The sequence below is a fragment of the Streptomyces sp. NPDC015032 genome, from assembly GCF_043080425.1.
Lineage (GTDB): Bacteria > Actinomycetota > Actinomycetes > Streptomycetales > Streptomycetaceae > Streptomyces.
Window position 1 is genome coordinate 38,852 of sequence record NZ_JBIBVN010000041.1, and the last position, 20,390, is coordinate 59,241.

Below are 20,390 nucleotides of genomic sequence, written 5' to 3' on the forward strand. Positions count from 1 at the left end.
GCCAGGGCGTGGCCGCCCGATCAGAGGTCACCCGACAGGCTCTCAGGGGGCCCCGTCGCCAGGCCGCGCACGAGGGGCTCCCGAGGCCCCGCCCATCCGGGCCGATACCTGGACCTTGTCGCGCGGTGGTCAGGCCGCAGGGTTGGCCGGTTCCGGGTCGGCGGCCAGCCGGGCGTGCAGGTGCTCGTCGTGGTACGCCCCGTCGCCGTAGCGGTAGGACTCGCGCAGCGTGCCCTCGAACAGGTAGCCGCAGCGGTGGGCCACCCGGCAGGAGGCTTCGTTGCCGACGGCGTGCGCTATCTCGATCCGGCGGGCGTCGGCCGTAGCGAAGGCCCAAGAAGTCACCGCTCCGGTCGCTCGGGTGGCCACACTCCGGCCACGGGCGGCCGGGAGTGTCCAGTAGCCGATCATCGCAAGGCCGTCCGCGCGATCGACCCAGCGCAGCCCGACGGCGCCCAGGAGGGCACGATCGGCTCCGCCCAGCACGGCAAATGAGGCGGCGTCCCCACGGTCCCAGCCGCCCTCACGCAGCTCCAGCCACGCCATGGCCTCGGTACGATCGGCTGCCGGGAGGGGGTTCCAGCGGGCGATCAGCGGGTCCGCCGCGGCAGCGACCAGACCGTCCAGCATCACGTCCAACTCGGCGGCCTCCCGTGCCCATGGACGCAGCAGCACATCTCCCAGGTCGAGTGCGGCCCTGGCGAAGGTCCGCCGGCCGGCGGGGTTCTGGGCAGCGACGGGGGACATCGGGGTGGAGGCGCTCATGGCCCCTTCCTACGCGGTCGGCCAGCCCGCTGCCAGCGAATTCCCGGCGCCCATGGGCGTACGGATTCCGCTCGGCGGAGATCCCGCTCAGCAGACTGTGCCAGGGCCCGCCGCCGTGGCCCGGAGCAGATCCCGAACCGCCGCCGACCCGAGCCGCTGCACCGTGCCGTGGGGCGTGTGCCCCGAGCACGGCGGCACCCTCAAGTCCAGCGGCGGCCGCGCCTGGTGCACGGACTTCGGCTGCCTCAACGCCTGGTCGTACGACCGGCTGGACGCGGTCTGCACCGAACCGGCCACCCACACCGTCCAGGCCGACAACGGCGACCGCTACGTGGTGTGCGACGGCCACGCCGTGACCGCCCGCGTGCAGATCACCGACGGCCAGGTCCTGCCCGGCCTGCCCGCCCGGTTCCCGCCGTCACCGTCCGGCCTCCGGCGGTAGAACCGGGCGTTCCCGTCCCTCCGGCACCGGAGGTCGGACAGAATGAAGGTGTCCGGTGGGGAGCCGACAAGGCCGGTGCCACCGCCCGAAGCGGAAAATGGGGGCACGGTTGGCTGTGTGGGACGCGGACGGCTCTGACGCGCGGAAGGATCCTCAGCCCCCGGGACGGCCACGGCCCGGGCCGCCGGCCAGGATCCGGGCCGTGGCACGAACACCACGGGCAGGGACACGGGCTCGGGCCGCCGCGCCACCGCGGCCGGGCGGCGGCCAGGCCAGTGGCGGAGCGGCTGCCGGAGGGACAGGTGCGTAGGAACCGCTCAGGCCCTCCCCCCGGGCGACGCCGACGGTTACTGCTCATGGCGGCGGCGGTGCTGGGCATGTGGCTGCCGATCTACTTCGGCCCCCTCGGCGAGTGGATGAAGGAGAACCCACCGCCGTTCATCGCCTGGATGGAACAGCACACCACCTTCGCGGTCGTCCTCTTCATGGCGGCCACAGCCCTCGCCGTACTGGGCTCCATGGCCAGACAGCCGAACGAGCCGCAGCCGGTGGCGGAGCTCGCCGAGACACTGGCCATCGCGGTGGCCGAGCAGTGGCGCAGGGAGGAGGCGGCCCTCCAGTTGCAGGCGCCATGGCCGATACCGTTGCGATGGGACAACACCGCACGGCCGGTGGCAGACCACTGGGAGGCGATCAACGGCACCCACAACCTGGGCGAACCCGTGGATCTGTCCGGACGGCTGGACGGGGACGGCCGGGCGGACGACGACGGCATCGTCGCTGTGTTCCACCGGGTGGCGTCACGGCGGCTCGTGATCCTCGGCGCACCGGGCGCGGGCAAGACCGTCCTCGCCCTGAATCTGGTGCTGCATCTGCTCGACCAGCGCCAGGAGGGGGAACGGGTGCCCGTTCTCCTCCCCATGGGATCCTGGGATCCCGCCCAGGAGACTCTGCACTCCTGGATGGCCCGTCGGCTGGCCGAGGACGACCCGGCGCTGCGCTCCCGGTCGAGGTCGGGAGCGACTCTCGGCCAGGAGCTGATCGCCTCCGGACAGGTGCTGCCGGTGCTGGACGGGCTGGACGAGATGCCCCCGCAGGCGCGGGCGGAGGCGCTGGCGGCCCTGAGCCGGCAGCTGGGACGGGGCGAACCGCTGGTGCTGACCTGCCGGGCCGACGAGTACCAGCGGACGGTGGGGAGTACGGTGCTCACCGCCGCCGCGGTGGTCGAGCTGTGCCCGCTGGATCCGGCCGACCTGCGGACCTATCTGCGGGTGAGCACGGTCCCCGCCCGGACCGGCGGCTGGGATCCCCTGTTCGCCGAGGTCGAGAGCACCCCCGGCGGGCCGGTGGCCCAGGCACTGTCCACTCCCTTGATGGCCTGGCTCGCCCGTACCGCCTACGCGGACACCACGGCCGAGCCCGCGGAGCTGCTCGCCGAACAGGGAGGGGTCCGCCGGTTCGCCGACCGGACGGCGGTGGAGGAGCACCTCCTGGAACGCCTCATCCCGGCCGTGTACTCCCGCGATCTTCCCGGGGAGGACACCCGGAGGTGGAGCGGCGAGGAGGCCCAACGCTGGCTGAGCTTCCTCGCCCGGCATCTCGACAAGTTCCGTACGCCCGATCTGGCCTGGTGGCAGCTCGGCACCACCGTGCCCCTGGCATCGCGCATGGTGCTGGTCGGGATCGCCACCGGACTGGTGTACGGACTCCTGTCCTGCCTGGTGCACGGACTGGGCGGGTTCGGGCTCATGGACGTCTTGGTGAGCGGGCTGCTCAACGGGTCCACGACCGGGCTGTCCCTCGGACTCGCGCACGGGGTTGTGGCCAGGTTCATCGACGGGGCCTTCCAGCCGTCACGCGTACGGCTGAGCATCCGTGGCCGGCAGACCGGGCGGGCTCGCCCGAGGGTCCTGCCCCGGTTCATGGCAGGGCTCGCGATAGGGCCGATTGCCCAGGTCACCGGCAATCTGCTCGCCGGAGTGGTGAACGTGGCGGCCTACCAGGAGCCGTTCTGGCTGCTGGCAAGGGTGCTGAACGCGGGGTTCTGGAGTTTGGTGGTCGGGGTCGGGGCCGCGCTCGTCCTCGGCTCCACAGCCTTGTTCGAGGAGCCCATTGCCACGCAGGAGGCCACCAGTCCCACCGGTCTGCTGAACACCAACCGCGCGGCGGTGCTCCGCCAGGCGCTGGTGCTCGGAGTGGTGTTCGGGCTTCTGATTCTGCTCGGGAGCTGGGTCATGGCGGGTCTGCTGCCCCGGCACATGTGGGGCGTCACCGTGGTGTGGACTCCCGCCCTGGGGCTGCGATGGGGGATTCTGTCCGGGCTCGGGAGCGCGGTCGTGGCCGCGCTCGCGCTGACCGCCTGGGGCCGCTGGGTGATCCTGGCGCGCGGCTGGCTGCCGCTGACCGGACGACTGCCATGGGCCGTGAGCGCCTTCCTGGAGGACGCCCACCGACGTGGCGTACTGCGCCGGAACGGAGCGTTCTACCAATTCCGCCACACCCGGCTCCAGCATCACCTGGCCCCTGTCCCACCACCGCTGCCGCCCCAGCGGCGCTCCCGGCGACGGGGCCGTCTCTCCGGCCTGCCTCGCCAGTCAGGACCTCGGCCGCGTGGGAGAGCCCGACAGTGACGGTGAGATGTCTCGGTGACAGGCGCGCGGCCCGTACCGCGCCCCCGCCGCGTCGGCTATGAAAATCGCTGTCCGGTTGCCGGCCTGCCCCGAGTGGACGCTGCTCGATCTAATCCAGCACCTGGGTGGCGCGGACCGCTTCTGGGCCGCCATCGTCGGCGCGGGGCCCGCCGACGCTCCCCCGGCCGAGGCACTGCCGCGCGCGCTGCCGTGGCTGCGCCGCGGCAGCGCGAAGCCCTGCTGGCCTGGTTGGCCAGATACCCGTCCACATCCTTCGCCTCGCTCCGCACCAAGCGACGAGGCTATGCCCGCCCCGCACATCTGTCGCCCGGCCCGGCCCCGTCCTCCCCCTTCGCTGCGCACTCCACCCAGAGCAGCTTCCCGCCCTGTCCCGGCAGCCCGGTCCCCATGGGGTGGGCGCCCCAGCTCTCCGCGTAAAGCGTGACGAGATAGAGCCCCCGTCCACGCTCGGCGAGCTCCTCCGGCGCTTCGGCGGTCCACCGGAAGGGGGCGGGGATGTGCGGGTTGGTGTCCCAGACACTCAGCCGGATACGGCTGCGTCCGGCGTCGCGCAGGCGCAGGGAGTACGCCCCCGAGGAGTGCAGATAGGCGTTGGTGACGAGTTCGCTCGCCACCAGTTCGGCGGTCTCGGTGAGTTCGCGCATGCCGTGCACGCGCAGGATGGTGCGGAGGGTGGAGCGGGCCACGCCGGGGGCACGGGGATCCTGCGGAAGTTGGAGGGTGTACGCCCAGGGCGGGGATACCGTGGCACTGACCATGCGAGTCTCCGTTCACGGAGGGAAGTTGGAAGGTGCGCTTCGGGTTGCCCGGTGACGAGGCCGCTCCGTCGAGCGGGGTACTTCCGGGCGGGTGGCCTGAGTCACAGACTAGAGCGCAACATGGAATGCATTCCATGAAGTTCATGAATTACATGACAGATACCCTCGTGTGGGTGACCAAGCCGGGGAGCGATTGATGTCATCCAGCACTGCACCAACAGCCCGCCGCCAGCGGCTGGGAGCAGAACTGCGCAAGTTGCGCGAGCGGGCCGGGATCACCGCAACCGAGGCCGCCAAGCTCCTCGGCGGCAACCAGGCTCGCATCAGCAATATCGAAGCCGGTCGTTATGGCGTCAGCGCCGAGCGGGTGCGCACACTGTCCTGCCACTACGACTGCTCAGACCACGAATTGATCAACGCCCTGGCCGCCATGACCGGCGACCGCAAGCGTGGTTGGTGGGAGGAGTATCGCGAGATCCTCTCCACCGGCCTGCTGGACTTGGCGGAACTGGAGCACCACGGAACCGCGCTGCGCACCTCGCATACAGCCGGACTGCCCGGCCTGCTCCAGACCACGGACCACGCGCGCGAGGTCTTCCGCCAAGTCGTTCCCGCCCTTCCGCCTCCGGAGATCGAGCACCGCCTCTCTTTCCGCATCAAACGTCAGAGCGTCATCTTCCGCAAAAACCCGACCCCTTACAGTGCGGTCATCCACGAAGCCGCCCTGCACATGGGATTCGGCGGACCGGCCGTGGCAAAACAGCAGTTGGTACACCTGCTGACCATGAGCGAGCGTGAGCACGTCACGATTCAAGTGATCCCGTTCAAGGCGGGTGGCTACCCAGGAGCAGGCCAGCCCATCTACTACGTCCACGGCTCCGTGCCGCAACTGGACACCGTTCAGCTGGACCAGGCGCACGGCATCGTCCTCCTGGACGCCGAAAATCAACTCCACAAATACCGCCAGGTCTTGGCCCGCCTGGAGTTCCTTGCTCTGGACGTTGCCGAGTCGCGCAACCTGATACACGCCATCACCCAGAACCTGTGAAGGGATCCGAGTTGCCGATTCACCTGTGGCAGAAGTCCTCGTACTGCGGCGAGGGCGAGTCCTGCGTACACATAGCCACCCCCGCCCCCGGCACGGTCTGCCTCACCGAGAGCGGCGACCCCACCGGCGCCATCCTCCGCACCACACCCGCCGCCTGGGCCGCCCTGGTACGCACCCTCAAGGAGAGCCGCACCCATGACTGACGTCCCGACCGATCTCACCTGGATCCGCGCCGCCCCCGAGGGCGAGGACGGCCCCGGCCCCTGGATCGAGATCGCTTTCGGCCCGGACGAATTCGTCTACCTTCGCGAGACCGGCGATCCCACCAACATCGTCACCACCACCCAGTCGAAATGGGAGGCCTTCACCAAAGGCGTCCAGGCCGGCGAATTCGACCACTTCACCGAGGAGGACGGCCCACAGCCTCACCCCCACGCGGAAAAGTGACACACCACGGGCCGGCCGTCAGGTCGTGGACGGGTGGCCGCGCCGGTACTACCGGCTCACCCAGGACGGCGTCGCGGGCGCCATGTTCGTGGCCGGGGGAACGCCCCTGGACTTCCGGCACATGTCGAGCACGGCCGTTCTCCTCACTCTGATCGCCGCGCTGCCGGTGCTGCTCATCGCCGCGCGGGACAGGCGGAGCAGCGGCCGGCTCGGATGACGGCGGACGGTACCGGCGAGGTTCGTACTCCGCGGGGCCCGGGATTCAGTACACGCAGCCATTTCACCGCCCCCTCGAAGCGAGACAGTGATGGAACCGCAGGACCTTCCGGACGCAGCTGAATGCCGGTCAGGAGCGGAGGCCGGAACCAGAACCGGAACCGGAACCAGAACCGGAACCGGCGAGAACTCGGCCACCGCCCCCAGCGCAGCACGGCATCTCCCGTACCCGACAACTCGCGCGACCCCGGCCTTGCTGTTCCTCCTCGCGTTCGTGGCGCTCTACCTGCTCGCGGTGTGGACACCGATCGGGCAGTCGGCGGAGAACGCCTTGGTCGTCGGGTTCGCCGATCAGGCGCGCATCTTCGAGTGGAGCCAGTCGGTGGGCCCACCGCCGCTGACGGCGGAGCACGCCACCGTCGCCGTGGGCCTTGCGCTGATCGTGCTGGTCGCCCTGGTACGCCGGTGCTGGCGCGAGGGCTGCGCGGCCGTCGGTGTCGTGGTGGTCACGATCGCAGGGGCGGAGGTGCTGAACAAGGTCGTCCTGCCCCGCCCCGACCTGGTGGGCGCGCCGGACAACCTCACCGAGGCGAGTTTCCCGAGCGGTCATGTCGCCATCGCCGCCGGACTGGCCCTCGGTGCCGTTCTCATCGCCTCCCCACGCACCCGCCCCTATGTCGCCGCCGCCGGTTCGCTGTGGCTCGCGGTCACCGCCGCCGCCGTACAGGCGCTCTACTGGCACCGGCCCAGCGACGCTCTCGGCGCCACGCTGCTGGCCTGCGCCGCGTACGCCCTCGCGACCCAACTGCTGCCGCCCACCGTGCGGGACGCGGTACCGAGTGCCACGCCGGATGTCGCCTCGCGCCGCCGCACACTGCCGGCTGTGGCCCTTCTCCCCGCCGCAGTCGGCGCGCTACTGGCCGGCTCACGGGAAGATGCCCTCGCGCGCCCGCTGGTGTTCGCCGGGGCCGCGTTCCTGTGCGCGGTTCTGATCCGGATCCTTGCGACACAGCGAAGCGGAAGGCCGGTACCGCGACCTCAGCGGTGACCCGACAACGGGGGGCGACATGGCCGGCGGCCGAGGGACGCGTACGGCCGCCGGATCGCGCCCGGAACACCCCCGGAACGCCGCGGCCGACGTCCACGTGTCCGCCCGCTCCACCCCGGGCATGATCAACGGCATGGACGACGACCAGGGCCGGATACTCCGCTGGAACTTCTTCATCGGTGGACACCTGAGCGCCTCGGTGCCCGTACGCCTCGTCGAGCGCACCGAGGCGGGCCAACTGGTGTGGATGGAGGCCGGCACACCGATGTGGCGTACGAAGCTTCCGCGCGGGGCGCATCTGCGGGACATCGCCCCGCACCGGCGCCCGGCCGGCGGATACCCGGTGGTCGCCGACCGGTGGCCGATGGGCAGCGCGCTCTTCTACCAGCCGACCGGTGCCGCACACTCGGTGCTCTGGCTCTTCGGCCGCAGACAGAAGTTCCGCGGCTGGTACGTCAATCTGGAGCGCCGGATCCACCACGGCGACGACATCGACATCAGCGACCACGAACTCGACATCAACGTGGCACCGGACCGCACCTGGCGCTGGAAGGATGAGCAGTCCTTCGTGGAGAAGACCGGCCACCCGGCCTACTGGTCGGCCGACGAGGCGTCGGCCATCCGGAGCGAGGGCGCCTCGGTCGCACGGCTCGCCGAGGCCGGAACATTTCCCTTCGACGGCACCTGGTGCAATTTCCGGCCGCCGCCGACCTGGACGACACCGCCCCGTCCCCCCGTCCCACGCCACCCCTTGCTCTGACCAGGCACTGCACTGACCAGGCACTGCGCAAGGATCTCGGCCAGGGTGGCGGGATGGCAATCATTGCCCGGGGTCACCCCGCGTGATACACAGAGTGACCATATGTATTCGGTCATTCACCGCTTCGATTCGCAGGTCAGGGGGGTCGGAACGGTCAAACGTGCGAGATCCGGGTAAAGAGAGCCGCCAAGCCGTCGTACGAGACCACTTTCATCAGCGAAGATAGAGAGCGACCCATGTCGTATGACAGGGGCAACGAACTACCCAACAGGGGCGGTGACTTACATGATCCTGGCAGCTGAAAAGGGCGACATCACCACCATCATCGGCGGAATCGCCCCGAATTGGGGCCCGTTCGGGACCTTGGGCAACGAGGCCCGCGTAATGATCGAGGTCGTGATGGCCATCGCCATCCTGCTCTGCCTCGGCATCGCAGTCTGGGGCGCGGCAAAACAACGCATCGGCGCCACGGCACTGCGTGACACGTTCAGCGCGGAGCAGGGCAAGGGGCTGATCGTTGCCGGTCTGACCGGTGTGTTCATCATCGGATCGCTGGGAACCTTGTTCACCATCGTCTACGGGATGGCCGTCTGACCGGCTGTCATCCCACGCCAGGGGCAGCCCCGCCCACTCCCACACCATCCGTCCGTCGTGCCCACCGGCAGAGGTTGCGTCTCCCTGATGTCGAGTCACCACACCGCGCCCGCGCGGGAACCCGCACGGCTACCGTCGTACTACCCGGTTCAGGAAACGGTTGAGGGGGCGTACGCGGCATGAGCCTCGGCGACGAGAAAGGCTACGGCAGCGGCTCGGGCCGTACGGACGATGGTTACAGCACCATCGGCGGTACGCGCCAGACCCGTACCCGCCTCCCCGACGGCGAGGGCGGCGACAGCTACGGCACCCCCCGCCGCCCCGCCCGCAGTTCCCGCTCCCTCGTCACGGTGGTCGGCGTCGTCGTCCTCCTGGTCGCGGCCATCGCCTTCGCGAACATGGGCGGAGGGGGCGGGGACGGCAACGGTGGCGGCTCGGGAAGCGCAGGACGCAAACCGGATTCGTCGTCCACGGCAGCCACGGGGACGAAGCCGGTGACGGGGAAGAACGGCTCGATTCCGTCGGGGTTCGCCCATGACGAGCAGGGGGCGCAGAGTGCGGCGTCCAACTTTGCGGTGGCGCTGGGCTCTGTCGGGATGTTCAACGCAGAGAATCGCCGGACCATCGTTCAGGCCACCCACGACCCGGCTGTCGTGGAAAACCTGCTGGCCGATCTGACGAAGGCCTATTCGCCAGGTTTCCTCCAGAACGTCGGCCTCAACGAGGACGGCACCACTCCTACTGGACTGACCTTCGTCTCCCGAACCGTTCCGGTCGGGACAAAGGTGGTCGAACAGAGCGGCGACAGAGCCACCGTCGAGGTCTGGTGCACGGGTCTCGTCGGAATGGCCGGACAAGGCTCCACCAAACCTGTCAACGCGACGTGGTTCACCATCTCCGAAAAGCTCAAGTGGGTGGGCGGCGACTGGAGGATCGAGTCGTCGAGTCAGACGGAAGGCCCCACGCCGGTCAATGGCGACAACAGGGCTTCAACTGCGGACGAGATCGCTGGCGCGGTTGAGGGATACGGAGGCTTCACCTATGCCCGGTAGCAACCGCCCACGCGCTCGCTCGCTCGCAGCAGTCCTCAGCAGCCTGCCAGCCGCGTTGATTCTGCTCGCTTCGCGAGCGACCGCGGCCCCCTCCCCGTCGCCCTCACCCACCCCCAGCAAGAGCGACGACGCCTGCGACCTCATCGTCGGGCTCGCCAAGGACTACTGCGAAAAAGGCGAAGCAGGCGCCCCCAAACAAGACGGCTCCTCCACCTTCGACAGCTCCCTCGACCCCCTCTCCTCCCTCGCCCGAGGCTGCGCCGACGCCGCCGCATGGATCGTCGACAAGCTCAGCGAGGCCGTGAAGAGCACCGCGAACGTCGACTTCACGAACACCAAGTTCCTCCAGCAGTACGCGATCGTCTTCGCCGCCTCCACCGTCCTGACCCTCGTCCTGTGGCTGCTCGCCGTCGCAAAGCGGGCCATCCGCGGCGTGCCGCTGACCACCGCGATCTCCGAGGCCGTCGGGTTCCTGTGGCTCACGGTCCTCGCCTCGGCGTTCACCCCGCTGATCCTCTACACGGTCGTCTCCGCGACCGACGGCGTCACCGAGATCGTCGCCACATCCGCGGGCGGCCAGACGGACGTCTTCTTCGGGTCGTTCGCCGAAGCGCTCAAGAAGGGCTCCGACATCGGCGGCGGCCCGATCATGCTGATCGTCGTCTCGCTCGTCTCGATCCTCGCCGCGGGCATCCTCTGGCTGGAGCTCGTCATCCGGGCCGCCCTGCTCTACGTCGGTGCCCTCCTCGGCACCGTCGTCTACGCGGGGCTCGTCGACAAGAACATGTGGGGACACGTCCGCCGCTGGGCAGGCATCATGATCGCGGTGATCATGGTGAAGCCGGTCATCGTCGTCGTGCTCGGACTGGCCGGCGCGCTCGCCGAGGACGACGGGCCGAACGCGTTCTCCGCCGTCGTGTCCGGTCTCGCCATCATCCTGCTCGCGATCTTCGCCTCCGCGATGATCTACCGGTTCGTGCCCGGCTTCGGCGACGAGATCCAGGGCGCCCGCACCAACCGCAAGCAGGCCACCGACGGCGCCCAGGCCGCCGCGATGATCAGCTCCCCGGCCGCCCTCGTCTCCCAGGGCATCAAGACCCACAGCAGCCGCAGCGGCCAGAACGGCGGCGGCGACAGCGGCGGCGGGGCCCGTCCGGCCAACGCGATCAGCGGCGGTGTCGCCGCGCACAGCTCCCGCAACTCCGGCGGCGGCAGCGGAGCCGGCGGTGGATCCGTCCCCGCCGCACCCCCGCCCCGCAGCGGCTCGGCGCCGACCTCCGGCACCCCGCACGGCAGCCGCTCCCCCCGAGGCGGCGGATCAGGCAGTTCAGGTAACAACAGCACGGGAGGTGGAGGGCGTTGACGACTCCGTCCCACACGATCACGCCCCGCCGTACGTATCTCATCGGCCGCGCCCGGCCGAACGCGATCGTCGGCAAGAACCGCGAGACCGGCGAGATCGGGCTGATCATCGCCGGTGCATTCCTCGGCATGGCGAGCGGACTGGCCGTCCCCTACCTGGGCCCGCGGATCATCCTGCTCGTGGGCTTCCCCCTCCTCGCCCTGGCGATCGTGTACCTCCCGTACAAGCACCGCACCTTCTACAAATGGTTTGAAATCAACCGCAGCTACAAGCGCACCCTGCGCCGCGGTACGACCTACCGCTCCGCCGCCATGGAGGCCGGCGTCGGCACCGACGGCCGTGAGGTCGAGATCGGGCCGCCCCCCGGCATCGGCCGGATCACCTGGCTCGCCGCCCCCTTCGGCCCGGACGAGATCGCCGTACTCCTGCACGCCGACCGCCGCACCGTCACCGCCGCGATCGAGATCGAGGGCCCCGGCGTCGGCCTGCGCGACAGCGAGGACCAGGAAGCACTCGTCGACCGGTTCGGCACGCTGCTGAAGCATGTCGCCAACGGCGACGGCTTCGTGACCCGCATCCAGATGCTGGCCCGCACCCTCCCCGCCGACCCCGACGCCCACGCCAAGGACGTGGCCCAGCGCGGCGACAAGACGTCCCCGGACTGGCTGCGGGAGTCGTACGACCAGCTCCAGTCCATGGTCTCCACCTCCAGCGAGCAGCACCGCGCCTACCTCGTCGCCTGCATGCACTACACCCGCGAGCTGGCCGCCGAGGCCAACGCCATGGCCCGCGCCGCCCGCCCCGAGACCGGCCGCAGGCTCGACCGGGACGCGGGCCTCGCCGTCGTCATGGCACGCGAGCTCACCGATATCTGTGCCCGCCTCGCCGAGGCCGACATCCGGGTGCGCCAGCCGCTCGGCCAGAGCCGGCTCGCCTCTCTCGTGCACTCCATGTACGACCCCGACCACCCCATCGACCACATCCAGGCCATGACCAAGCGCAACGCCTGGCCGGCCGAACTGGACGCGGTCGAGCCGACGTTCCTCCAGGCCAAGACCCGCGAGTCGGCCACCCGCGCACCCTGGTGCCACTCCACGGCCTGGGTGAAGGAGTGGCCGATGACGCCCGTCGGCGTCAACTTCCTGGCCCCGCTCCTCGTCCACACCCCCGATGTGATCCGTACGGTCGCGGTCTGCATGGACCTGGAGCCCACCGAGGTCGCCATCGAGCGGATGCTCACCGAGAAGACCAACGACGAGGCGGAAGCCAGCCGTCAGGCCAAGATGAACCGCACCGTCGACCCGCGCGACATCGCCGCGCACGGCCGTCTCGACCAACGGGGTGAAGATCTCGCGAGCGGCGCGGCCGGGGTGAACCTGGTGGGGTACATCACCGTGTCCTCGCGTTCGCCCGAGGCCCTCGCCCGCGACAAGCGGACGATCCGGGCCTCGGCCGGCAAGTCGTATCTCAAGCTGGAATGGTGCGACCGCGAGCACCACCGCGCCTTCGTGAACACCCTGCCGTTCGCCACCGGCATCCGTCGCTAACCGCACACAACCGAGAGAAACGAGAGGGAGGTCGGTCACGCCATGCGAGATCCGCTGTCCGCACTGTCGGATGTCTTCACCGCCTTCCTCTTCGGGAAGGTGGAAACGACGCGGCTGCCCGTCCGGACGTCGACCGGACAGGCCCAAGCCGTCTACCTGCCCACCGCAGCCCCCGGACTCGGCGACTCCGGCGTGATCATCGGCCGTGAGGTGTACTCCGGCAAGGGCTACATCTACGACCCCTTCCAGCTGTACGGACAGCAGCTCCCCGCCCCGCACTGGCTGGTGCTCGGCGAGTCCGGCAACGGCAAGTCCGCGCTGGAGAAGACCTACGTGCTCCGCCAGCTCCGCTTCCGCGACCGCCAGGTCGTCGTCCTGGACGCCCAGGGCGAGGACGGCGTCGGCGAGTGGAACCTCATCGCGCAGGAGCTCGGACTCACCCCGATCCGCCTCGACCCGACCGCCGCCCTCAACGGCGGCATCCGGCTCAACCCGCTCGACCCCTCGATCACCACAACCGGCCAGCTCGCCCTGCTCCGCACGATCATCGAGGTCGCGATGGGGCACGGCCTGGACGAGCGGTCCGGCTTCGCGCTGAAGGTCGCCCACGCGTACGTCAACGAGACGATCAACGACCGGCAGCCGGTCCTGACCGACATCGTCGACCAGCTGCGCCACCCGGAGCCCGAGTCCGCCGAGGCGATGAACGTCGACATAGACGACGTACGGGCCTGGGGCCTGGACGTCGCCCTCGTCCTGGACCGCCTGGTCGACGGTGACCTGCGCGGCATGTTCGACGGGCCGACGAGCGTCGGCATCGACCTCGACGCCCCGCTGATCGTCTTCGACCTCTCGCACATCGACCGGAACTCGATCGCGATGCCGATCCTGATGGCGATCGTCGGAGTCTGGCTGGAACACACCTGGATCAGGCCCGATCGGAAGAAACGCATCTTCCTGGTCGAAGAGGCCTGGCACATCATCAACTCGCCGTTCGTGGCCCAGCTCTTCCAGCGCCTGCTGAAGTTCGGCCGACGGCTGGGTCTGTCGTTCGTGGCCGTCGTCCACCACCTCAGCGACGTCGTCGACGGAGCGGCGGCCCGCGAGGCCGCGGCGATCCTCAAGATGGCCTCCACCCGCACGATCTACGCCCAGAAAGCCGACGAGGCCAGAGCCACGGGCCTCGTGCTCGGCCTTCCCCGATGGGCGGTCGAGATCATCCCGACCCTCACCCCCGGCATCGCGGTCTGGGACGTCAACGGCAACGTCCAGGTGGTCAAGCACCTGATCACGGAGGCGGAACGCCCCCTGGTCTTCACCGACCGCGCGATGACTGAATCCTCCGCGACCGAAGCGTCCGAAGCGTCCGAGCCCGTCCCGGACGACGTACGCGCCGCCGACCTTGAGGCGGAACAGCGCGCGGCACGGCTCGAACACCAGCAACGACTGAACGAGTCGTCCGAGTCAACGGTGGCCTGACATGGCGGGGCGCGGCGAGGTACGTACCAACGGCGGCGGAGGTGGCGGCGGCATCCCCGACGGCCTCCTGATCGGCCTGCTGGCCTTCCTGCTCGGGCTCACCCTTCTGGTGTGGACGGCCAGCGGCCTGGCCGGGCTGTTCACGCACGGCGCCTGGCCGGAGGGCGTCACCCTCACCGAGTCCCCCTTGGCGATACGACAACTCGCCACCACACCGAACGACCTCCCGGCCGCCTGGCCGAACACCCCGGTGGACGAGCTCTCCGGCTACGGGCTGTTCTGGGGCCTGTTCATCGGCGAACTGATGGTGCTGCTGGTACTGACGGTGTTCGTGCTGGGGGTGGTGACCCGCTGGCGGATGGTACGGGCGCGGCAGCGCGGCGAATGGTACGAGGACAAGGACGGCTCGCCCGTACGGCCCCAGCAGCACGAGCCCCGGCCCGAGGCACAGACCCCACCCCAACAGCAGCCACAGCCACAGCCACAGCCACAGCCAACACCCTGGCAAACAGCGGTCACGCCAGCCCCGCCGGCCCTCCCCGCCCCGGATCCCGCACCCGTCCCGCCGGTCCCCCACATCCCGGAACCCGCACCCGCCCCCACACCCGCCCCGGTCGAACACGCAGCGCCCGAAACCACTCTTCTCCCCGCCCCCGCTCCCCCCACGCTGCCTGCCCCCCGTACCCCCCACGTCTTCTACGGACCCGCCGCCACCCGCCGCCCCACCGTCCTCCAGGCGATCCAGGAGGCCGACGGGCCCGCGCTCGTCATCACCTCCGACCCCACCGTCTGGGCCGAGACGAAGGACGCCCGCGCCAAACTCGGACCGGTCCACGTCTACGACCCGGGCCACCTCTGCGACACCCCGGCCCGCCTCCACTGGTCCCCCACGGCCGGCTGCGAGGACCCCGACACCGCCGCCGCCCGCTCCACCGCGCTGCTCGCCCCGGTTCGCCCGCAGGCCCGCATCGACGCGACGACGGCCGACACCGCGGAAACACTCCTGAAGTGCTGGCTGCACGCCGCCGCCATCGACGGCAGACCCTTCCGCCAGGTCCACCGCTGGGCCCTCGGCGGCAGCGCCCACGAACCGGTGCGCGTCCTCCGTACCCACCCCAAGGCGGCCTCCGGCCTCGCCGGGCTGCTGGAGTCCGCGCTCACCGCGCATCCCGAACGCCGGGAGATGGCACAGGCGCTGACCGTACAGGCCTTCGCCGCGCTCTCCTCGGTCCACATCCGGGAGGCCTGCACGCCGAACCGGGCCGATTCGCTCGCGCTGGAATCTTTTGTCCGCGAAGGGGGCACCCTCTATGTGGTGGGTGAACCAATCGAGGATCCCCGCTCGGGCCCCGGAGCAATGCCCCTGCTCACGGCACTCGCATCGCACGTGGTCGAGCACGGCCGCCGCTTGGCCGCACGGTCAACCGCCGGTCGGCTCGACCCACCAATGACCCTGGTGCTCGACGACGTCGCCGCCGTGGCGCCCCTGCCCCCGCTCCCCGAGCTGCTGTCGACCGGTCAGGGCCAGGGCCTGCCGACCTTGGCCCTCCTCCGCTCCCGGGAACAGGCCCGCGCCCGCTGGCCCCAGGACCTCACCGATCCGCGCTGACCATGCGCGCCCCACCACCGCCCGCACCTACACCGCCGGCCGCTCCACCGCGTACTCCAGCTCCCGAGCGGACGGGTCGCCCGGCACGGCCACCGACTGCCCGGTGGCCACGAACCCGATCCGCCGATAGAGCGCCCCAGCCCGCGCGTTGCTCTCGTGCACATACAGCCGCACCCGCTCGATCCGCGGCTCCCCCAACGACCACGCCCAGTCCGTCCCGGCCCGGAACAACGCCTCGGCCAGACCCTTGCCCCGCGCCTCGGGCCGCACGAACACACCGACCACATGCGCTTGGTGGACATCGACGGCCTCCCCGAACCGCACCTCCGCGTCCGGCCGCTCGATCAGCACAGTGACGCTGCCGTCCCATCGCCCGTCGGGCGCGACGGCGACGAACTGCCGCACTTCACCGCTCCCGGCCTCGGAACCACCGAGCGCCCAGTCCTGCCAGAACTCGTCGGAGCGTGCCGCGCCCTGCGCATACGTCTCCAGAAAGGCCACCGGCGCCACCGGGTCCCGCAGAGCCGCCAGCCGCAGCTCCTTGACCAGAGGCCATTCGTCGGCGCGCACGGCCCGAATCACGTGTTCCATCCGCCGATCCTGACCCACTCGCCCGACCTGCGCAAAGAACTTTCACGGCCCACGACTACCGGGGCACCGTCCTACCCCGGTACTACACGCCCCGCCATATCCCGCCCCGGGTCCGACGCCCGCCGCGCACCGCCTCCGTAGCGTCGACCGCATGATCAGGGCATACGAACTCACCAAGAAATACGGGGACAACACCGTTGTCCAGGACCTCGACTTCACGGTCCGGCCCGGCACCGTCACCGGATTCCTCGGCCCGAACGGCGCCGGGAAGTCGACGACGATGCGCATGCTGCTCGGCCTGGACGCGCCCACCCGCGGCCGCTCCACAATCGGCGGACGGGCATACACCGCCCACAACGCACCGCTCACCGAGGTCGGCGCGCTCTTGGAGGCCCGCTCCGTCCACCCCGGCCGTACCGCCTTCAACCACCTCATGGCGCTGGCCCACACCCACGGCATCCCGCGCGGCCGCGTCGAGCACGTACTCGACCTGGCAGGGCTGACCGCGGTCGCCCACAAACGCGTCAAGGGCTTCTCGCTCGGCATGGGCCAACGGCTCGGCATCGCCGCCGCGCTCCTCGGCGACCCGGCGGCGCTCATTCTGGACGAACCCGTCAACGGCCTTGATCCGGAGGGTGTGCTGTGGATCCGCAACCTCCTCAGATCCCTTGCCCGACAGGGCCGTACGGTCCTGGTCTCCTCCCACCTGATGAGCGAGATGGCGCTCACCGCCGACCACTTGATCATCATCGGCCGCGGCCGGCTCCTCGCCGACACCACGGTCACCGAATTCGTCGCCACGGCCGGTGGCGCCTCGGTCCGGGTCGTCACCCCGCAGGCCGACACCCTGCGCGACCTCCTCACCGGCCCCGGCATCGACATCACCACCGACCGGGGCTCCTCCCCCGACGAGCTGGAGATCCGCGGTACGGACGCGGCGCACATCGGCCGCACGGCCGCCGCCCACGCCATCCCGCTGTACGAACTCACCCCGCAGACCGCCTCCCTGGAGCAGGCCTTCATGGACCTGACCCAGGAGTCGGTCGAGTACCGGATCAACGCCCCCGAACCGACCGGAGCCCTTGTATGACCACCGCAGCAACCCACCCCGACCACCGACCGCACGCAACACAGCGACGCCCGTACCGGGTCACCCCCACCCGGGTCCTGCGCTCCGAGTGGCACAAACTCCGGTCCCTGCGCTCCTCCTGGATCACCATGGTGTCGGCGGCCGTCCTGATGCTCGCCGTCGGCGTGGTCATGGGCACGACGTACACCAGCGACGGCGGCGACTCCGACGTCGACACCGTGATCCTGGTCCTCTACGGCTCGGTACTCAGCACGCTGTGCACCGTGGTCCTGGGCATCCTGGTCACCGCGGGCGAGTACTCGACGGGCCTGATCCGCGCCTCGCTCGCCGCGGTCCCCCGCAGACTCCCGGTCCTGTGGGCGAAGGCGGCGGTCTTCGCCGTCACGGTCTTCGCCGTCATGCTCACCACCGCTCTGGTCACCTTCCTCGTCGCGCAGTTCTTCCTCAACGACACCGACCAGGCGGCCTCGCTCGGCGACCCGGGCGTGTTCGGCGCGATCGTCGGCAACTCCGCGGGCATCACCCTGCTCAGCCTGATCGCGCTCGGACTCGGCGCCCTGCTCCGCTCCGTGCCGGGAGCCATCGGCGCCTACATCGGCGGCGTACTGATCCTGCCGGAGGTCCTCTCCATGCTTCCGTACGACGCGGTGGAGAGCGCCGTCAAGTACTTCCCGACCCAGGCGGCCGATGTCCTCGGTTCCGCCACCCCGCTCGAAGGCGATGCCTCCACGGGCGGCGCCCTGCTCGCGCTGTGCCTATGGGCCGCGGCGAGCCTGGGCGCGTCCGCCCTGCTGCTGCGCCGACGCGACGCATGACCCGGGGGCGGCCGGCCGCGAGGATGAGCGCGTGACGGACGACGACATGAACCGGGCTCCGGCGGCAAAAGCCCCCGGCCCGGCACCGGGCACCACTCCCGGCATCACCCGGATCACCAGGCACCTCCAGCGCCTGCTCCAGCATGTCCGCGCATCCGACCTGCGCCGCCCCATGGTCTGGAATGGGCTACTGACCGTCTCCTGGGTGCTCTTCGCCGTACTCGACGTCACTTCGGGTGGCTGGCGCACGGTGGCCCTCAACCCGAACGTGTCCGGGACACTGGTCCTGCTGATGAGCATGGCCTTCTCCGCCCCGCTGCTGTGGCGGCGCACGCATCCCCTGGCCGTGCTGGCGGTCATGGCACCGGTCTCGCTGGTGAACGCCTGGTCCGGCGCCGTCATCCAGGCCGCCTTCCTGCAGGAGATCGTGGTCTTCAACGTCGCGCTGCGGCTGCCCGGACGGGCCCTGGCGTGGGCGGGCGCCCTGGTGGCCGCCCCGCTGGTAGCCGGCGCGGTGCACCGCCCACACAGCTGGGACCCTCTGACCGTCCCCCACCTGTGGGCATTCGCGCTCTCGGCACTGCTCGGGATCGTGGTCCGTACGCGCAAGGAGTACACGGAGGCCCTCGTCGACCGGGCCCGCAGGCTGGAGCTGGAACGCGACCAGCAGGCCCGGCTCGCGGCCGCCGCCGAACGGACCCGCATCGCCAGGGAGATGCACGACATCATCGGCCACAACCTGTCCGTCATCACGGGTCTCGCGGACGGCGGCGCCTACGCGGCGGCCAAGAGCCCGGAACGGGCCGCCCAGGCCCTGGAAGCCATCGGCACGACGAGCCGCCAGGCCCTCACCGAGCTCCGCCGTCTGCTCGGCGTCCTGCGCGACCACCCCGCCGAGGCGGACCGCACCCCGCAGCCGACCCTGGACGACATGGACGAGCTCCTCACCGGCGTACGGACGGCGGGCCTCCCCGTAGGCCTGCACATCCACGGAACACCCCCGTCCGCCCCACCCACCGCGGGGCGGCAGCTGACGGTCTACCGGGTGGTGCAGGAGGCCCTGACGAATACCCTGAAGCACGGCGGCACGGCCCCGTCACCGACCGCGGAAGTCACCCTGACCTACCGGGCCACCGAGCTGGAAGCCGTCATCACGGACACCGGCAACGCGGGCAGTCAGGGCCCCGAGGGCGGCGGACAGGGAATCACCGGCATGCGTGAGCGGGCGTCCCTCTACGACGGCACACTGGAAGCGGGCCCACTGCCGGACTCCGCACCCACGACCGGCTGGCGGGTACGGCTTCGACTTCCTCTGGAGGACACACCCTCGTGACGACCGTGCTCATCGCGGACGACCAGCCGATGCAACGCTTCGGATTCCGCATGCTGTTGGAGAGCCAGGACGACATGACCGTGGTGGGCGAGGCCGGCAACGGCCTCGAAGCCCTGAGCCTCGTCCAGCAACATCGGCCGGACGTCGCACTGATGGACATCCGCATGCCTCTCCTGGACGGCATCGAGGCCACCCGCCGCATCGTCAAGGCCGGTGCCCGCACCCGCGTCCTCATCGTCACGACCTTCGACCTGGACCGGTACGCCTACGACGGCCTCCGCGCCGGCGCCGGCGGCTTTCTCATCAAGGACGCGCTGCCGGAAGAACTCCTCTCCGGTATCCGGGCCGTGGCCGGCGGCGACGCGGTGGTGGCCCCCAGCCTCACCCGCCGCCTGCTGGACGCGTACGTCCAGCATCTCCCGACCATTCCCGGCGGCCCCGCCGCCCTGGACGCACGCATCGCGTCCCTCACCGAGAGGGAACGGGAAATCCTCACCGTCATAGGTCAGGGCTGGTCCAACACGGAGATCGCCGAACGGCTCCATCTCGCCGAATCGACGGTGAAGACGCATGTCACGCGCATCCTCGCAAAGACCGGGTCCCGTGACCGTGTCCAGGCGGTCATCCTGGCCTACGACACCCACCTGGTGGCACCGGCGTAAAAGGCCCGTGGAACGCCGGGCCGTAAACGCAGAAAAGCCCCGTGCCACAAGGGCACGGGGCTCTCCAACAAAAGGAGTTCGGCGGCGTCCTACTCTCCCACAGGGTCCCCCCTGCAGTAC

21 protein-coding genes are annotated in these 20,390 nt (G+C 70.3%); 18 read left to right on the forward strand and 3 right to left on the reverse strand.

Going from position 1 to position 20,390, the window contains the following annotated elements; genetic code table 11:
- Positions 1 to 129 precede the first annotated feature (129 nt).
- Positions 130 to 765 carry a GNAT family N-acetyltransferase gene (locus ACF08M_RS34990; protein WP_392189307.1) on the reverse strand — a complete coding sequence of 212 codons (636 nt, stop codon included), beginning with the start codon at positions 763 to 765 and terminating at the stop codon, positions 130 to 132.
- Here ACF08M_RS34990 and ACF08M_RS34995 point away from each other — a divergent pair.
- Positions 764 to 1,207 carry a hypothetical protein gene (locus tag ACF08M_RS34995; RefSeq protein ID WP_392189308.1) on the forward strand — a complete coding sequence of 148 codons (444 nt, stop codon included), beginning with the start codon at positions 764 to 766 and terminating at the stop codon, positions 1,205 to 1,207. The two genes, ACF08M_RS34990 and ACF08M_RS34995, sit on opposite strands and share 2 nt — an antisense overlap.
- A gap of 356 nt (positions 1,208 to 1,563) precedes the next feature.
- Positions 1,564 to 3,837 (forward strand): NACHT domain-containing protein, encoded by a 2,274-nt coding sequence (locus ACF08M_RS35000; protein WP_392189309.1) that lies wholly within the window; start codon positions 1,564 to 1,566, stop codon positions 3,835 to 3,837.
- Between the two features lie 302 nt (positions 3,838 to 4,139).
- Here ACF08M_RS35000 and ACF08M_RS35005 read toward each other — a convergent pair whose 3' ends face one another.
- Positions 4,140 to 4,616: an ATP-binding protein gene (locus tag ACF08M_RS35005; RefSeq protein ID WP_392189310.1), complete on the reverse strand. Its 477-nt coding sequence runs from the start codon at positions 4,614 to 4,616 to the stop codon at positions 4,140 to 4,142.
- 196 nt (positions 4,617 to 4,812) lie between these two features.
- On the opposite strand from ACF08M_RS35005, the gene ACF08M_RS35010 reads away from it, so the two are divergent.
- The 12 genes from ACF08M_RS35010 (at position 4,813) to ACF08M_RS35065 (ending at position 15,779) form a co-directional block, all read left to right on the forward strand.
- Positions 4,813 to 5,664 carry a helix-turn-helix transcriptional regulator gene (locus ACF08M_RS35010; RefSeq protein ID WP_392189311.1) on the forward strand — a complete coding sequence of 284 codons (852 nt, stop codon included), beginning with the start codon at positions 4,813 to 4,815 and terminating at the stop codon, positions 5,662 to 5,664.
- 11 nt (positions 5,665 to 5,675) lie between these two features.
- On the forward strand, positions 5,676 to 5,867 hold the full coding sequence (locus tag ACF08M_RS35015; protein ID WP_392189312.1) for a DUF397 domain-containing protein: 192 nt from the start codon (positions 5,676 to 5,678) through the stop codon (positions 5,865 to 5,867).
- Positions 5,860 to 6,111: a DUF397 domain-containing protein gene (locus tag ACF08M_RS35020; protein WP_392189313.1), complete on the forward strand. Its 252-nt coding sequence runs from the start codon at positions 5,860 to 5,862 to the stop codon at positions 6,109 to 6,111. The genes ACF08M_RS35015 and ACF08M_RS35020 overlap by 8 nt, the downstream gene beginning before the upstream one ends.
- A gap of 25 nt (positions 6,112 to 6,136) precedes the next feature.
- Positions 6,137 to 6,328, forward strand: coding sequence for a hypothetical protein (locus ACF08M_RS35025; protein ID WP_392189314.1), 192 nt, complete (start codon positions 6,137 to 6,139; stop codon positions 6,326 to 6,328).
- A gap of 252 nt (positions 6,329 to 6,580) precedes the next feature.
- Positions 6,581 to 7,375, forward strand: a complete 795-nt coding sequence (locus ACF08M_RS35030; protein ID WP_392189315.1) for a phosphatase PAP2 family protein — start codon at positions 6,581 to 6,583, stop codon at positions 7,373 to 7,375.
- A 121-nt stretch (positions 7,376 to 7,496) separates the two neighbouring features.
- Entirely contained in the window at positions 7,497 to 8,135 is a 639-nt protein-coding gene (locus tag ACF08M_RS35035) for a DUF402 domain-containing protein (protein ID WP_392189327.1), read from the forward strand.
- Between the two features lie 285 nt (positions 8,136 to 8,420).
- On the forward strand, positions 8,421 to 8,729 hold the full coding sequence (locus ACF08M_RS35040) for a hypothetical protein (RefSeq protein WP_018101695.1): 309 nt from the start codon (positions 8,421 to 8,423) through the stop codon (positions 8,727 to 8,729).
- Between the two features lie 179 nt (positions 8,730 to 8,908).
- The gene (locus ACF08M_RS35045; RefSeq protein ID WP_392189316.1) at positions 8,909 to 9,781 is read left to right on the forward strand and encodes a hypothetical protein; all 873 of its coding nucleotides are present in this window, start codon (positions 8,909 to 8,911) and stop codon (positions 9,779 to 9,781) included.
- Positions 9,771 to 11,144 carry a hypothetical protein gene (locus tag ACF08M_RS35050; RefSeq protein WP_392189317.1) on the forward strand — a complete coding sequence of 458 codons (1,374 nt, stop codon included), beginning with the start codon at positions 9,771 to 9,773 and terminating at the stop codon, positions 11,142 to 11,144. Before ACF08M_RS35045 ends, ACF08M_RS35050 begins: the two co-directional genes overlap by 11 nt.
- Complete coding sequence (locus ACF08M_RS35055) at positions 11,141 to 12,691, forward strand: SCO6880 family protein (RefSeq protein ID WP_392189318.1); 1,551 nt, start codon at positions 11,141 to 11,143, stop codon at positions 12,689 to 12,691. Before ACF08M_RS35050 ends, ACF08M_RS35055 begins: the two co-directional genes overlap by 4 nt.
- Before the next feature lie 42 nt (positions 12,692 to 12,733).
- Positions 12,734 to 14,170, forward strand: a complete 1,437-nt coding sequence (locus ACF08M_RS35060; RefSeq protein WP_392189319.1) for an ATP-binding protein — start codon at positions 12,734 to 12,736, stop codon at positions 14,168 to 14,170.
- 1 nt (position 14,171) lies between these two features.
- Positions 14,172 to 15,779 carry a type VI secretion protein gene (locus ACF08M_RS35065; protein ID WP_392189320.1) on the forward strand — a complete coding sequence of 536 codons (1,608 nt, stop codon included), beginning with the start codon at positions 14,172 to 14,174 and terminating at the stop codon, positions 15,777 to 15,779.
- 27 nt (positions 15,780 to 15,806) lie between these two features.
- On the opposite strand, the gene ACF08M_RS35070 is transcribed toward ACF08M_RS35065, so the two are convergent.
- Complete coding sequence (locus ACF08M_RS35070) at positions 15,807 to 16,370, reverse strand: GNAT family N-acetyltransferase (RefSeq protein WP_392189321.1); 564 nt, start codon at positions 16,368 to 16,370, stop codon at positions 15,807 to 15,809.
- Positions 16,371 to 16,521: 151 nt separating this feature from the next.
- Between ACF08M_RS35070 and ACF08M_RS35075 the strand changes: the two genes are divergently transcribed.
- The 4 genes from ACF08M_RS35075 to ACF08M_RS35090 are packed head-to-tail and all read left to right on the forward strand — an operon-like array spanning position 16,522 to position 20,270.
- The gene (locus ACF08M_RS35075) at positions 16,522 to 17,460 is read left to right on the forward strand and encodes an ABC transporter ATP-binding protein (RefSeq protein WP_392189322.1); all 939 of its coding nucleotides are present in this window, start codon (positions 16,522 to 16,524) and stop codon (positions 17,458 to 17,460) included.
- Entirely contained in the window at positions 17,457 to 18,275 is an 819-nt protein-coding gene (locus tag ACF08M_RS35080; protein WP_392189323.1) for an ABC transporter permease subunit, read from the forward strand. The genes ACF08M_RS35075 and ACF08M_RS35080 overlap by 4 nt, the downstream gene beginning before the upstream one ends.
- A 46-nt stretch (positions 18,276 to 18,321) precedes the next feature.
- The gene (locus ACF08M_RS35085) at positions 18,322 to 19,608 is read left to right on the forward strand and encodes a sensor histidine kinase (RefSeq protein ID WP_392189328.1); all 1,287 of its coding nucleotides are present in this window, start codon (positions 18,322 to 18,324) and stop codon (positions 19,606 to 19,608) included.
- A complete protein-coding gene (locus ACF08M_RS35090; RefSeq protein WP_392189324.1) occupies positions 19,605 to 20,270 on the forward strand; it encodes a response regulator in 666 nt (221 codons plus the stop codon). The genes ACF08M_RS35085 and ACF08M_RS35090 overlap by 4 nt, the downstream gene beginning before the upstream one ends.
- Positions 20,271 to 20,390 lie beyond the last annotated feature (120 nt).

What these genes read in the sequence shown, in the direction of transcription:
- ACF08M_RS34995 (WP_392189308.1), top strand. Translation starts at nt 764, where the DNA reads ATGGCCCCTTCCTACGCGGTCGGCCAGCCCGCTGCCAGCGAATTCCCG.
- ACF08M_RS34990 (WP_392189307.1), bottom strand. Translation starts at nt 765, where the DNA reads ATGAGCGCCTCCACCCCGATGTCCCCCGTCGCTGCCCAGAACCCCGCC.
- ACF08M_RS35000 (WP_392189309.1), top strand. Translation starts at nt 1,564, where the DNA reads ATGGCGGCGGCGGTGCTGGGCATGTGGCTGCCGATCTACTTCGGCCCC.
- ACF08M_RS35005 (WP_392189310.1), bottom strand. Translation starts at nt 4,616, where the DNA reads ATGGTCAGTGCCACGGTATCCCCGCCCTGGGCGTACACCCTCCAACTT.
- ACF08M_RS35010 (WP_392189311.1), top strand. Translation starts at nt 4,813, where the DNA reads ATGTCATCCAGCACTGCACCAACAGCCCGCCGCCAGCGGCTGGGAGCA.
- ACF08M_RS35020 (WP_392189313.1), top strand. Translation starts at nt 5,860, where the DNA reads ATGACTGACGTCCCGACCGATCTCACCTGGATCCGCGCCGCCCCCGAG.
- ACF08M_RS35035 (WP_392189327.1), top strand. Translation starts at nt 7,497, where the DNA reads ATGATCAACGGCATGGACGACGACCAGGGCCGGATACTCCGCTGGAAC.
- ACF08M_RS35040 (WP_018101695.1), top strand. Translation starts at nt 8,421, where the DNA reads ATGATCCTGGCAGCTGAAAAGGGCGACATCACCACCATCATCGGCGGA.
- ACF08M_RS35045 (WP_392189316.1), top strand. Translation starts at nt 8,909, where the DNA reads ATGAGCCTCGGCGACGAGAAAGGCTACGGCAGCGGCTCGGGCCGTACG.
- ACF08M_RS35050 (WP_392189317.1), top strand. Translation starts at nt 9,771, where the DNA reads ATGCCCGGTAGCAACCGCCCACGCGCTCGCTCGCTCGCAGCAGTCCTC.
- ACF08M_RS35060 (WP_392189319.1), top strand. Translation starts at nt 12,734, where the DNA reads ATGCGAGATCCGCTGTCCGCACTGTCGGATGTCTTCACCGCCTTCCTC.
- ACF08M_RS35065 (WP_392189320.1), top strand. Translation starts at nt 14,172, where the DNA reads ATGGCGGGGCGCGGCGAGGTACGTACCAACGGCGGCGGAGGTGGCGGC.
- ACF08M_RS35070 (WP_392189321.1), bottom strand. Translation starts at nt 16,370, where the DNA reads ATGGAACACGTGATTCGGGCCGTGCGCGCCGACGAATGGCCTCTGGTC.
- ACF08M_RS35075 (WP_392189322.1), top strand. Translation starts at nt 16,522, where the DNA reads ATGATCAGGGCATACGAACTCACCAAGAAATACGGGGACAACACCGTT.
- ACF08M_RS35080 (WP_392189323.1), top strand. Translation starts at nt 17,457, where the DNA reads ATGACCACCGCAGCAACCCACCCCGACCACCGACCGCACGCAACACAG.
- ACF08M_RS35085 (WP_392189328.1), top strand. Translation starts at nt 18,322, where the DNA reads ATGAACCGGGCTCCGGCGGCAAAAGCCCCCGGCCCGGCACCGGGCACC.